The sequence below is a fragment of the Streptomyces sp. NPDC047453 genome (assembly GCF_040643155.1).
In the GTDB taxonomy this organism is placed as follows: Bacteria; Actinomycetota; Actinomycetes; order Streptomycetales; family Streptomycetaceae; genus Streptomyces.
Window position 1 is genome coordinate 1 of the sequence record NZ_JBEYTS010000120.1, and the last position, 12,784, is coordinate 12,784.

Consider the following 12,784-nt stretch of genomic DNA (forward strand, 5'->3'; position numbering starts at 1 on the left):
GTCACGCGACGGCCCGTCCTCCAACGGCAGAGGACATTACGGGCGAACAGCCGCACCGATCAGCGACCGAAACCCGCTGACGAATCGAGGTTAACTGAGTGATAACGCTGACGCATAGCGGCAGACGAGTCGCCAGTTGAAGGTAAATACATAACACACGACCGAACTTCGAATGGAGCTTCTCATGCAAGCGAGCAACGCTGAGCTGTACGCACTCGACCTGACCCGGGCAAGCTGGGTCAAGAGCAGCAAGAGCCCCTACACCTCCACTTGCGTCGAGGTGGCAAACCTTGGCGGCGGGGCTGTGGCAGTCCGCGACTCCAACCGTCGAGACCTGCCGCCTCTGCGGTTCACTGCAGAACAATGGGCAGCCTTCCGGGAGGGTGTGCGCGAAGGCGAGTTCGGTTGAGCTCGACATCTGCTCCCCGTTCGGTCAACTCGCCGGTCCGCCCGGTCGCCGATCCCGCAGAACAGCGAAGCAGACAGCGCCGTCGGGAACTGGACCGTCATCCAGCCGCCCTACAGCTTTCGGGCTGAGTCGCCGTTGCGGGCGTGGCTGCTACCGATCGTGCTGCAGTGCTCCCGCCGCCAGCGCGTCGCCGAGCGGAGTGCGCCGGTAGAGGACCGAGCGTCCGGTGCGGGCACGGTCCAGCAGGCCGGCCCGGCGCAGCACGGTGAGGTGGTCGCCCACTGCGCCCGGGGCGAGGCCGAGACTGCGGGCGAGCTGGGTGGTGCTCGCGGGGGCGGCGAGTTCCAGCAGTAACAGGGCGCGAGTTCGCCCCAGCAGCCCCGCCAGTGCCTCTGGCGGGGCCTCGCTGCTGGTGTCGAGGAGGGCGGCGGTGCCGCAGGCCGGGTAGATGACGGTCTTGGGCCAGGGCTCCTCGTGGTGGCAGGCGCCGCGTGGCCCGACGAAGACGGAGGGGATCAGCAGCAGGCCCTCGCCGTGCAGCCGTACAGGCTCGAGCTCCCCTGACACGTCCGTGAGTTCGAGGCCGCCGCGGCGCCAGGCGCTGCCCGGCTGAAGGCCGCTGACGGTGGCCGCCCAACCGCGGGCGCCGATGACCGCGAGCCGGTGCTGCACGTCGCGTTCGCAGACCGCGCGCACTCGCGGCCAGTCGGGGGCGAGCAGGTCGTGCCAGGCGCGGTCGAGTGCGGCCGCGAGCCAGGCCACCGCGTCCTCGGCGTCCAGCACGGCGCGCACGCGCGGGTCGCGCACCGGGTGGGCGGCGATCAGCGCGGTGATCTCGCGGCGGGCGACGGCGGCGGGGGTGGCACGGATGGCCGCCAGGTCCTCCGCCCAGGTCTGCGCCGGGCCGGAAGGCGGCGGCGCGGTGAAGTCCGCGCCCCCACCGGGGACGTTCAGGGCGAGCGCGGCGTCGAGCGCGGTGGCGCGGCGCAACCGCTCGAAGGCGGGCCGCAGCCGTGCCGACCAGGCAGGCGGCAGCGGGCACTCCCCGTAGGCGAGGGCGCGCAGCAGGCAGCACAGTTCGAACGCCGGGGAGAACGCGAAGCGGCTGCGAGCCAGGTCGTCGGCGGCCACCTCGAAGCGGAGCATGCCGGGAGGATACGCCCGCCGTGTCCGGCGACCTTACGCCCCTGGACGTAGAAGTGGGCTGCGCCGCCGGCGCGGCGTCAAGCTGCGGGCCATGACCGAGACCGCACGGACCGACGGCCCTGCGAGCGAGGCCGACACCCCAACCTCCACTGATGCCGTGACCCGAGCCCCCGCCCCGCCCTCGACCGACGGCAGCTCCGTGACACGGCGGACCCGCTACCGGGAAGTCCTCGGCGAGCCCCGGTTCCGACTGATATTCGTCAGCCACACCTTCGCCGTCATGGCCGAGACGCTGCGCATCACGACCTTCTCCGTCCTGGTCTACGCCGCCACCACGTCACCGCTGCTGTCCGCGCTCGCGTTCGCGGCCGGATTCCTACCGCACCTGCCCGGCTCGATGCTGCTGGGGTCCCTGGCGGACCGACTGCCGCCGCGCGGCCTGATCGCGGGCGGCTACCTGCTGGGCGGGGCGGGGACGCTGCTGGTCGCGCTGCTGCACGTGCCGGTGGGCGTCAGCCTGCTGGTGGTCGCGCTGGTAGCGCTGCCCGGCCCGGTCTTCCACGGCGCCTCAGGCCGACTGGTGGCGGAGTTCTTGGAGGGCGACGCCTATGTGCTGGGCCGCTCGCTCAACAACATCGCCGGTTCCGCTGCCCAGTTGGCGGGCCTGGCCCTGGGCGGAGCGGCGGTGGCGGTCCTGGGCGCGCGTCAGGCGCTGGTGCTGGCAGCCGGGCTGCACCTGGTGGCGGCGGTCGTAGTCCGGCTGGGCCTGCCGCGGCTGCCGGCGCCGCCCGCCGACGGCACGGTGGTCAGGGCCAGCCTGGCGGGCAACCTCCGGCTGCTGCGGACCCGCGCGGTACGACGGTTGCTGCTGGCGCAGTGGTTGCCGTCCTCGTTCCTGGGCGGGGCCGAGGGGCTGATCGTGGCCTACGCCGGTCAGCGTCACTTCCCGGCCGGAGCCTACGCGCTGCTGATGGCCGCGCTGCCGGTGGGCATGCTGGCGGGCGACCTGGTGGCGGGCAGGCTGCTGGTCCCGCGCACCCGGGAGCGGCTGGTGGTGCCGCTGACCGCGCTGATGGGGCTGGCCTTGCTGGGCTTCGTGCTGGAACCCGGCGAGGGCATGGCGACCGTGCTGCTGCTGGTGGCCGGCGGCACCTTCGCGTATCAACTCGGGCTGCAACGGCCGTTCCTGGAGTCGCTGCCGCAGGAGCTGCACGGTCAGGCCTTCGGCCTGCTCGCCTCGGGCATCATGACGCTCCAGGGGGTGGCTCCAGTCGTGCTGGGTGCGGCAGTTGGAATCGCGAGCATGGCCACCGGCACCGTGATGGGCCTGGCGGGGGCGCTCATCCTGGCCACCGCCGCCTGGGTGGCGACCTTCCACGAACGGCCACACGCACCTGGTCATCGCCCGCGAGCTGGACACCGCGCGGCGCGCCGACGAGGCCCTGCGCTGGGCAGAACGCGGCGTCCGGGAAACCCGGGACCTCTCCGACGTCGACACCGCCCTCGTCGACTACCTCTGTGACCGCTACACCCAGGCGGATCGTCTGTCGGATGCCGTTGCCGTGCGCCGTGACCACTTCCGTGCCCGCCGCAGCCTGCTCGCGTACCAGCAGTTGCGCGCCGCTGCGCGGGCCGCGGACTGCTGGCCGGCCGAGCGCGCAGGAGCCCTTGCCCTGCTGCGTGCTGACGCGGAGCGGCGGCAGCAGGGCTGGTACGGTGGCTCCGTCCTGGTCGACGTTCTGCTCGACGACAAGGACATCGACGCCGCCTGGCAGGCCGCTGCCCAAACCAGCACCCATGACCGGCAGTGGCTCGCCCTAGCCGACCAGGCGCGGGCCGACCGTCCCGCCGACGCGCTCGGCGTCTACCTGCGCCTGGCCGAGCCACTGGCCAAGCAGACCGGCAACACGGTCTACGAGCAGCTCGTCGCCCTGCATCTGAGTATCCGCGACTGTCACCGCCGCCTGGGCACAGAGGACGAGTTCGCCGTGTACGTCACCGCTCTGCGCACCGCCCAGAAACGCAAGCGGAACCTGATGCGCCTGATGGACCAACACGGTCTGTGAGCCGGACGGCGTTCCGGAGGCCCACCCGGCCCACGCCGCCCTCGTACCCCTGCCGCCGGATGGTGTTCTTCATGCTCCGCTCGCGGCCGGATCCCCAGTCAGTCGGTCCTGTGTGCTCAGGGTGCAGTCCTGGGGACGAGGTGGAGCTGCTCTGGGGCAGGCCTCGGAGTCGTAGAAGTCACCATGACGACTCTGTGTCACACCGCCATCGCAGCAGTCTTGACGACACAGTACGGGCGCCTGGTTCTGTCGTTACTTCGGGGCGGAGAGGGTCTCGGCGACGCAGCTTCCCGGTCAGGGCCGCGAGCGGGCCTGGTGCGTCACGACGGGATGGCCGACCGACCCACGAGTCGGCGCAGTTCACGCAAGTGCCGTTGGATGTGTCGCCCCACGGGAACAGCCGCCCGTCGGTCGTGATCCGCCTCAACCAGCCCGACCCGGCGTACTACCGGTGACCGCCTGGACTGGTCAGCTCGTCCACGTACTACCGCGTCTGGCAGGAGATTCGTGCGCTGGCGCTTCCGCCAGCAGCGGTCGCGTCCCCGCTCGCTGCGCGTCCGTACGATCTCCGGAACTCGGCGCCGTCGACCTGACTCAGCTCCGGGGTAAACCCGACCAGGCGAAGCGGCGGGGTCGTCACGAAAGTTTGACCTCCAGCGACTGGTGCCAGCGCCACAGCCGTACGGGTGCTCCGACTACCGTCTCGTCGCCCACCCGCACGGCGGCGCCGCTGTGGTCGGCGGTCGGGTTCGCAGGTTCGAGTGCCCGGCAGGATTCGAACCTGCGCACACGGCTCCGGAGGGCAGGCGCCAGGAGCGCGGAAATGGGCCTCTGAACTGGGTGAACGTCCGGAGTGCTCCCTCCGCACACGTCCCTCACTCGCTGCTCACTCGGGGGTCGCCGGAGGTCATGCAGGATCGGACGCCGCCCACAGCTTGTCCACCAGACGCATCAGGACGTCGTAAGTCTCTCCACGGTGGTACTTGATCACAGGCGACTCCCTGCCATGCTCGTCCGCCGAGTACGGAGTTAGATAGAGGACCCGCTCGGTTGCGACAATCCGGCCGATGTGGGGAACGCTGTAGTTACGCACTTCAAGGTGTCCCGCAACCGAGAGCGGAGCGAGGTAGTCGTAGGTCGCTGCGATCTGGCGGCGCAGTAGACCAGTGCCGAAGGCGGAGTCGAAGACCTTGAGTTCCTCCTCACGGTCGTTGATCCAGTCCGGCTCGCCTGCGGGAACATCGAGCTTCGGCAACAGAATGCGGCAACGGCAGCGACTGGCCCGGCAGCGGAGGAGCAGTTCCTCGAACGAGTCGCGCTGTAGTTCGGCGCCGCGGCCGGTGAGGATGGACACTTCCCGTGCCCGGCCGAGTTCCCGCTTGATATCGGCCGCCGCTTCTCGACTGTTGCCGAAGACCTCTTCCACGTCCAAGTGCAGCAGGTGAGCGGCAAGGCCGCGCAGAAAGCGACGGGCCGTCTTCGATAGTGCCCATGCCAACACAACGAAAAGAGCGCTGGCGCACAGCGACGTGCCCGTGTCGCGTAGAAAAGCCATCCCCATCCCCCCTCCACAGTTACCCGCGCGAGTCAGCGTCCCACGCCTGGTAAGTCGCTGGGCAGCGTAAGCAAGCCCCTGAGCGGTTCCAAGGCTTTCTCATCAGGACGGGCTTGCTCAAGTGCTGTGAACAGGGCGAGCCGGCCCGCGGGGCCCCCCTCGCCGTAGGCGTACCTGGCGATCGCCTGCAGATGGTCATGCGCAAGATTATGGTCCGCGATGGGCAGTAACCGGTCCGAATTCATGAGCCGCTGCATGTCCCGTACGATCCCCTCGCGGAAACCATGACTCCCCATGTCCTGGAAGGCTTCCAGCGCGTCGACCAGTTTGGCTTCGCCGAGTGCAGAATCGGAAGAGACGCCGACCCCGGCCAGGATGGCGACGACTTCCTCAAGATCCGCTGGAGTCCACGTCGCCGCAAGGCAGTTGGCCCGCGCCGACACCAGTGCAGCCAGCAGGTTCAGCCGGGCAGGAAAGTCGGCCGCCAAAGCTTTGAGGTGGTCAACCGCTTCCGGCGTACCGCGGCGACTCAGTGTTACGGGAAGCGCCTCACGCCAGTCCAGTGCCTCCATCTCCGGAGTGATCTCATGGACCCCGAGCGGACGGTGGTATTCGTCCTGCGGGAAGAGCACGGTCAGCCACCGGTAGAGCGCGCTCAGACCGGCTTCGTCGGCGCTGTTCTCGACGTGTACACGGTTATAGCGTGGGGCGCAGCTGAGTGCGAGAGCCCGGCTGAAACGGTCCGATGTGTCAATTGGTTCCTTGATCTTCAACCACGCGTCGAAGCCGCGGGCAGCCAGAAGATTGCGAGCAGCGAGCACGGGAAGTTCGAGGTCATTGGTTTCGCAGTCGTCCTTGATGTCTGCGAGGACGAACTCGGCGACGGACTGTGCGAGGGCGCTGTCCACGATCAGAAGTCGGGCGAGAAGGCCGGACCACGTACGGACCAGCGCCGCCCAGCCCTCGCCCCCCTCCTCGAAAGCCTCTCCGGCCACCGACAACGCGCCGACGGCGCGCTCAACGCGGAAGCCCGACAGCAAAACGGCAGACACCAACGCCAGAAAGTCTTCCAAGACCTCGGTGACAGCGGTGGACCAGTTCGCTTCGAGACGTTCCAGAACCAGTGGTTGTACGCCCTCGGCCAGCTGTGCCTGGGCCGCCGTCCTGATAGCGCGGGTGAGCCCGAACGGGTCGTTTGCGGCTGCTTTCCGTAGCAGCGACACCCATGTCTCGGAGGGGATGTGCCATGGGTCGGCGATCGCGCCTACCCACGCGCTCCAGCGGTCAGGTTCGAGGTCTTCCAACCCACCCACGCGGTCGAGCAGCACCAGCGACAGAAGCCCGGCCCAGGCACGATAGTCTCGTCTTCCCAGGCCAAACCACTCTTCAGCGTGATCGTCCTCGCGCCGCAGAAATTCCAGGGCACAGCCAGGCAGGGCACCGAGTTCTTCCGCGTCGAACACGGAGCACCCCGGCCAGTCGGTGACGTTGTCGTCGAGGCGCGAATCACCCTTGCCGGTATTCGGGTCGAACTGCAGGTTCCAGAGCAGAACCCGGAAGCTGTCGGTGTCATGTAAGCGCGCCCGCTGTAGGCGCGCGCGCTGCTCTGCGATGAACTTCGCGCTCTCTGGCCATGGTGTCTCGGACGTGGCCCGGTGGTTTCTGCGCCATGCTTTGGCGAGGTCGCCGTGGACCTCGACCGGTTCGTAGAACCACTTCAGGTATGACCAGGCAGGATTGTCCTGGCTCTGGTAGGCGAGTTCGAAGTGTTCCTGGCTCTGCTGGTCGAAGAGGACCTTTGCGAGATGCGCATAGGCGTCTGCCGACTCGGTATTCCCGGCGCAGTCAGCCGCCTTGCGCAGCGCCCAGGCGAAGTCACCTGCGTCGAGCAACATGAACCGGTCGCCGTGAGTTCCTTCGGGTTCTACGGACCACGAGTGGCGGGGCGTCCATTCGCGTACGACGAGCCACACGAAATAGTCCATGGCCTGTCCCGCCTTGATCCCGCAGGCAAGCAAGGCGTCGACGAGCCCTCGGCGCAGATTCCGTACTTCGGGCGGCTCCAGCCCATCGGGCGTGACCTGGTTCAGAGCATGGGGGAATTCCACCTTCTCGTGACTCAGAATGCGCGTCGTCAGGATCTGCGCGAGATCCGGCAGCAGCGACTCGGCATTGGGGACGCTCAACGCCCGGTCGACTGTATTGGAAACGAGTCTGTCTTCCGTGAACAGCCTCCTGCGCCCATCGGTCAGCGCAGCCGCGTCCGCCACGCCCTGCGAGACCCACGCCACGACGTGGTGCACATCCTCCTGGGGACACGCATCCGGCATGCCTACAACGAAATGCTCGTACGCGCCGTACCGGTCGTCGCTTGGCGTCTCGCTCAGCACGCCAAGCATTGTCCTCGTGTCGAGAAAGCGGGGCCAGAGAAGGGTCAGCAGAGTGCCGCGGAGGCTGAGGTCGGGATCTGTGTCCTTACTCGGCCCAAGCGTGACTAACACTTCCTTCAACGCGGAGGCGGCCAATGCCTCATCACATGCGAAAGCTGCCCTGGCGGCCTGCGAGCGGTTGCCGGTCGGCCACCGAGGGGCTGCCGCCACCTTCAGCAGTAGCGGTGCAAGAGTCGGTGACGGGCACTGCTCGGCCAGATGAAGTGCCACCCGAGCCCGGGCCCAGGTGGGCCAGTCGCCGAAATCCGCAGGGTCGAGAGTAAGGGCCGGAACCAGTTGGCGAGCCAGGCCAGGATGTCCGAGCACCCAGCGAGTCTGATGCCATCTGGCGTCGCCTAGTTCAACGTCGGCAGCGCGCTCAAGCAGGCGGCGCACGATGAGTTCCCGGACGCTGTCGGAGCGGACGAGTCCGCTGTGCATGGTCAGGCTCTCCGGGTCAGCCTCGGCGAGCCATTGCGTCCGGTCGGGGGCGAGCGTCACCAGCCAGGCAGCTGTTTCCCGCAGCGACACAGGGATGCCGGCCGTCTCCTGGTCCGGGGCTTCGACCAGGAACAGACGGTGGAGCATGGCATCTGAGACGGATCGGGAAATAAGGTGTCGTGCAGCGAGGAAGGCCGCGAGCGACGAGTGACGGAAAGTGAACCTGTGGTTGCCGCTGGCTGTGAACAGGCCCGAGGACAACACTTCGTCGACGACTGTCGGGGTTACCTCGAAAGGCTGGAAGCCTGAGGTCTGTTCGCTGCCTCCGGAGACGGTGGAGACGTCCAGGTCGGTGGTACGCGGCCGTTCCTCAAGAAGGCTCCCCCGCCACAGGGTGCGCCGGCCTGACAGCACCAGTCGTGCGGCGATGCGCCCGGCAACTTCCAGCCGTTGCGGCCACGTCGTGGCCGGTGCCGCTACGGTGAGGCGGTTGGGGTCGTACTCATGGGCCAGCAGTCGCACGCCGTCCTCGAACAATTCCTGGGCACCGCCCCTGAGATGGCCGCTCTCCCGATACTCGCGCACGATGAGTTCCAGAGTGAGAGGCACGCTGGCGAGGGCTCCGGCGCGCAGAGCGACGACCTCGGAGACCAGTTGCTCTCCGCGAATGCCGGCGCTGTTGACGAGCATCACAGCATCCGGCCGCGACAACGGGGCAAGATCCACCAGAGAGCAACTGCCGAAGGCGTCATGAAGGACAGGGGTGAGACTGGTCGGGTAGTCGCCCGTGCGGCAGGCGAGCAGCAGCCTCAGACGGCGCACGTCCTTGTTCCGGAGATAACGCTTCATGTAGGAAGGGAGATTGCGACAGATCTCGCTCTCGTCTGCTTGGTCGATCACGACCGTCAGAATTCCGCTCTGCAATGAATCCTGGCCCAGTGCCACGCTCGGCAGCGCGGCAAGGTGCCGCCCCAAGACCTCTTCGAAGGTGGCCGGTGTGAGATCTGGGCCATCGATCCATATGCAACGGTCCGCCCCGTCGGGGATGGAGGGGTCGTCCCACATCGGCAGCCCTTCAACCAGCGAGCGGAATACCGAGGTCTTTCCGGCACCCGGCTCACCGAGCAGTACGGTCGCTCCCTCACGGGCGATATCACCGGGAGCGACGAGCGCGCCCGCAGTGGCCTTGGACCCAGGGGGTGTAAAGACGTGGTCACTGCCCAGGAACCCGTCGTCGTCCAGCGGGAACAGGTCCTCGTCGGGTGTGCTGTCGGCACGGACGCGGCACCAGCGCCGGGCCTGTACGGTGAAAACTTCCTGCCTCATGGCGACAACCCACTTAGTCTGTCCAGGGCCAGGTCGTCAGGGCGGGCGAACTCAAGAGCGGCGTACAAGGCAGCGCGTGCGGCGGGAGGATCCCGGTAGGCGTTCATCCGGCGAACGATCTCCCGAACGTGATCACGTGCCACGGGCGATTCGGCTGCGGTGAACGCATGCGGCAGGCCGAGGATGCGGCCCATGTCTGAGAGAAGATCCTGTCGGAAGTCCATCTTTGCCATATCGCCGAAGGCCATGAGCGCATTCACCCACTCGACATCCGGTGTTGGTGGTTTGCGAACAGCGTCTGAGGACGGCGCAGTCAGGCGGCGACCGGCAGGTTCAGCCGCCTCCGGCAGCAGCTCACACAGCAGGGCAGCCGTGGCGGCGGCAGCATGTGCGGATGCACGATGCTGGGAACCCGACGCGTCTGCTTCGGTCTTGCCAGCGTCGGCGTGGTCGCTGATGCCTCGAAGAGTGAGGACTTGGAGGTCCTCAGACAGGTTGGCGGCGCGGGCGACTCCGGCAGACTCCATCTCGATGGCCAGGGCGTCTCCGTAGTGGAACGTGATCTGGTCGCGCAGGGGAGTGTCCGTAGTGTTCAGTACTACCTCACCGGCGATGATGGGCTGGAAGTGAATCTGGGGACCGATTCCCTGCCAGGTCGCTCGAACCGCCTCGGGCACCCACTCCCGCCAGGTTTCCGAGCACAGAGCCGTTCCGGCCGCCTGCTCTAGTCTGTGGGACACGGGACCTGGCACCGGGCGGGCGCTGAAGCCTGCGGGTGTCTCCTTGCCCGGGTGTAAGTAGTGGACTTTCGTCGACACCACCACGTCGCCGAGCTCAGCTTCCGGCTTCAACCCACCCGCGACACCGACGAACAGCAGCGCCTGCGGGTCCAGCCACTGGCGGGCACGCTCGGTCATGACGGCGGAAACCAGATTGCCCGCTCCGATTCTGGCAACGGCGATAGTTCCCGCCGCTCCGGGCAGCGTCCCCTTCACGAAACGCGTGCCCTCCGGATGAACGAGCGTCGACTTGTCGCGCAACAGCACCGACACGGCCTGGAACTCAACTGGCAGCGCAGTCAGGACCACTACATCTGCACTCGGCTCCATGTGTTCCGCCTCTGTCTCCAGCGAAGTGTCTTGCACAACCCTAGCGTGGGGCGGTCGGTCCCTCATTGGCCAAACAGATAGCGCAGCCCAGTACTGTGGGCGATGTCCGCGCGCAGGTTTTCGGGCCCGCCCCGGTCATAAGACAGATCAGATCCGAAGTCGCCTCCGGCTCCTGCGCCCATTGAGAGGTCGGCTTCGCCGACGGGCTGTAACACCCAGTGAGTGTTACAGCCGTCTGCTACCGGACAGGCCGGACACCAGCATGTTGAGCTGTCCGGCCTGTTTGCGCAGGTGAGAGGTATAACCGGACAACCGGACAGCTGGGACACGCACCCCTGCACGGATGCGCGTGGGATGCTGGAACGCGACGGTGCCCGAAGGAGGAATGCGTGCCGAGCCCCAGCCCACGCGGGACGTATCAGGTGATCTCTCAGGCGTTGCGCGAGCGGATCGCCGCCGGGGCCTACGTGGAGGGGTTGCCGTCCGAGGCCGAGATCGGGCGCGAGTTCGGGGTGGCCCGTACGACGGTTCGGCGTGCCCTGCGTGCCCTCGAGGAAACGGGGGACATCAAGACTGTCGCCGGCGTTGGCCGCAAGGTCGCTGGGGGCGCCGGTATCGCACCGTACGAACAGATCGTGGCGGACTTGTTGGAGCAGATCCGGAAGGGGGACCTGCCTGTCGGTACGCGTCTTCCGAGTGAAGCGGCCCTTGTTGAGAAGTACGGGGTGTCTCGTGGCACGGTTCGCCGCGCCGTACGTGAACTGGAGACGGCCGGCCACGTCGAGGCGCGACATGGGGTTGGCCGGTTCGTCAGCTCTCCTTCCTGAACTCCCGATCTTCTCGGAGGCAATGAATGCAATTGGTCAAGTGGGCCCATGACCTTTCCGAGTCGTTGTTGTCCGAGAGCCTGCCGCGGCGGTGGGCACACTCCCAGCGGGTCTACTCCCAGGCGCTGAGCCTGGCGCCAGTGTTGGGCGAGGACGCAGAGCTGTTGGCGGCCGCCGCCATCGCGCACGACATCGGGTATGCCCGTGCCGCCGTGGACACCGGACAGCACATGATCGACGGGGCCCGGTACTTGCGCGACGTCGCGGGGGCTGACCCACGGCTGTGCAGCATCGTGGCTTTCCACACGTCCTCCTCATGGGAGGCATCCGAACTCGGGTTGGACGATGCGCTCAATGAGCTTGGGCCCGCCGAACCCGAGTTGGTAGACGCGATCACCTATTGCGACCTGACCAGTAGCCCGGTCGGAGCTCTAGTGGACCCTGCCGAGCGGCTCGCAGAAGTCCTAGAGAGGTACGGTCCCGAGCACGTTGTTTTCCGGGCGGTATCCGCGGCCCGGCCCGAGCTCATGGCGAGGGTGGCCCGGGTGCGGCAACGTTCCGAGGCGGTGGCGGCAGAGCTCAGCTGATCAGAGGGATCTCGGAGTTACGGAACCCCTGTTCGAGGCGTCGACGCGTGGTCGGTGAGATGTCGAGAGAGCCCAGCTCTGCTCTGGGGACCCACCCTACTGCGAACGACTCTGAGCTCACCTTGATCTCGCCACCGACCGGCCGAGCCCGGAAGCAAATCGAGAACTCCTGACGCACCTCTCCGTCTGCGAAGGCGATGACGTGGCCGGGGTTGGTGAAAATCCCGACCATGCCGACCACTTCGACGTGAATTCCCGTCTCCTCCAGAACCTCCCTGACGACCGTGCCGGCGATGTTCTCCCCGATCTCCTGGACGCCTCCCGGCATGCCCCAGCGCCCGTTGTCCGAACGTCGTTCTAGGAGTACGTCGCCCGCGTCGTTCACGACGAACGCGGTTACCGCGGGCACGATGCTGTTGGCCTTCGGAGCGGCGGGATCGTTGAAATAGTCGGTGCGTCGACTCATGAGGGCCTTTCGATGGGGACGGCTTCGGACCAAACCTTGTCGAAGCTCTGCTGGTACGTCGAGACCAGCTCGGCGCCGGCGACGCGGCGGAGGTGGAGCACCGGGGCCATGGGGGCGCTCACGCCGTACACCTGCGTGTTGACCAGCCACTCGTCATCGGCGCGGTAGAGGGAGTTGTGCAGAGTTGATCTATGCATCCGAAACTCGATGCCCGAGACCGAGTACAGCGGTCGGTAGAGCTTCATGACCTCGCGCACCTTGTATGCGACGCCCTCGCCGATCTCCTCCTCTTCCCCGCGCCGCTGAATCTCTGGACTGGCGGGGTCGCCTAGTGCTGTGACCGCATAGGTTCGCCGGGTTGGTGGGGGCTTTTTGTAGGATCACGACTCCAGGGCGGGGAGGGCAGGACGTTGGAAAGACCGC

At 67.2% G+C, this 12,784-nt stretch carries 10 protein-coding genes and 2 pseudogenes; 5 read left to right on the top strand and 7 right to left on the bottom strand.

Annotated features, from left to right (window positions below; all coding sequences use genetic code 11):
• The first annotated feature begins 184 nt into the window (after positions 1-184).
• Positions 185-409 (top strand): DUF397 domain-containing protein, encoded by a 225-nt coding sequence (locus ABZ818_RS40680; protein ID WP_361426777.1) that lies wholly within the window; start codon positions 185-187, stop codon positions 407-409.
• A gap of 150 nt (positions 410-559) precedes the next feature.
• Here ABZ818_RS40680 and ABZ818_RS40685 read toward each other — a convergent pair whose 3' ends face one another.
• Positions 560-1,555, bottom strand: a complete 996-nt coding sequence (locus tag ABZ818_RS40685) for a winged helix-turn-helix domain-containing protein (protein WP_361426780.1) — start codon at positions 1,553-1,555, stop codon at positions 560-562.
• Between the two features lie 91 nt (positions 1,556-1,646).
• Here ABZ818_RS40685 and ABZ818_RS40690 point away from each other — a divergent pair.
• Both ABZ818_RS40690 and ABZ818_RS40695 read left to right on the top strand, forming a co-directional pair.
• Positions 1,647-2,780, top strand: a pseudogene (locus ABZ818_RS40690) (MFS transporter); the annotation flags it as partial.
• A 154-nt stretch (positions 2,781-2,934) separates the two neighbouring features.
• Positions 2,935-3,621: pseudogene (locus ABZ818_RS40695) on the top strand (hypothetical protein); the annotation flags it as partial.
• 636 nt (positions 3,622-4,257) lie between these two features.
• On the opposite strand, the gene ABZ818_RS40700 reads toward ABZ818_RS40695, so the two are convergent.
• From ABZ818_RS40700 to ABZ818_RS40715, 4 genes are all read right to left on the bottom strand, one after another.
• Positions 4,258-4,410: a hypothetical protein gene (locus tag ABZ818_RS40700; protein WP_361426783.1), complete on the bottom strand. Its 153-nt coding sequence runs from the start codon at positions 4,408-4,410 to the stop codon at positions 4,258-4,260.
• A gap of 118 nt (positions 4,411-4,528) precedes the next feature.
• The gene (locus ABZ818_RS40705) at positions 4,529-5,176 is read right to left on the bottom strand and encodes a hypothetical protein (RefSeq protein ID WP_361426785.1); all 648 of its coding nucleotides are present in this window, start codon (positions 5,174-5,176) and stop codon (positions 4,529-4,531) included.
• A gap of 32 nt (positions 5,177-5,208) precedes the next feature.
• A complete protein-coding gene (locus tag ABZ818_RS40710; RefSeq protein WP_361426788.1) occupies positions 5,209-9,372 on the bottom strand; it encodes a hypothetical protein in 4,164 nt (1,387 codons plus the stop codon).
• Positions 9,369-10,517: a hypothetical protein gene (locus ABZ818_RS40715; protein ID WP_361426791.1), complete on the bottom strand. Its 1,149-nt coding sequence runs from the start codon at positions 10,515-10,517 to the stop codon at positions 9,369-9,371. Before ABZ818_RS40715 ends, ABZ818_RS40710 begins: the two co-directional genes overlap by 4 nt.
• Positions 10,518-10,870: 353 nt before the next feature.
• Between ABZ818_RS40715 and ABZ818_RS40720 the strand changes: the two genes are divergently transcribed.
• Complete coding sequence (locus tag ABZ818_RS40720; protein ID WP_361426794.1) at positions 10,871-11,308, top strand: GntR family transcriptional regulator; 438 nt, start codon at positions 10,871-10,873, stop codon at positions 11,306-11,308.
• A 26-nt stretch (positions 11,309-11,334) separates the two neighbouring features.
• Positions 11,335-11,895: an HD domain-containing protein gene (locus ABZ818_RS40725; protein ID WP_361426797.1), complete on the top strand. Its 561-nt coding sequence runs from the start codon at positions 11,335-11,337 to the stop codon at positions 11,893-11,895.
• On the opposite strand, the gene ABZ818_RS40730 is transcribed toward ABZ818_RS40725, so the two are convergent.
• Both ABZ818_RS40730 and ABZ818_RS40735 read right to left on the bottom strand, forming a co-directional pair.
• Positions 11,888-12,361: an NUDIX domain-containing protein gene (locus tag ABZ818_RS40730; protein ID WP_361426800.1), complete on the bottom strand. Its 474-nt coding sequence runs from the start codon at positions 12,359-12,361 to the stop codon at positions 11,888-11,890. The two genes, ABZ818_RS40725 and ABZ818_RS40730, sit on opposite strands and share 8 nt — an antisense overlap.
• Positions 12,358-12,606 carry a hypothetical protein gene (locus ABZ818_RS40735; protein WP_361426803.1) on the bottom strand — a complete coding sequence of 83 codons (249 nt, stop codon included), beginning with the start codon at positions 12,604-12,606 and terminating at the stop codon, positions 12,358-12,360. Before ABZ818_RS40735 ends, ABZ818_RS40730 begins: the two co-directional genes overlap by 4 nt.
• Between the last annotated feature and the right edge of the window lie 178 nt (positions 12,607-12,784).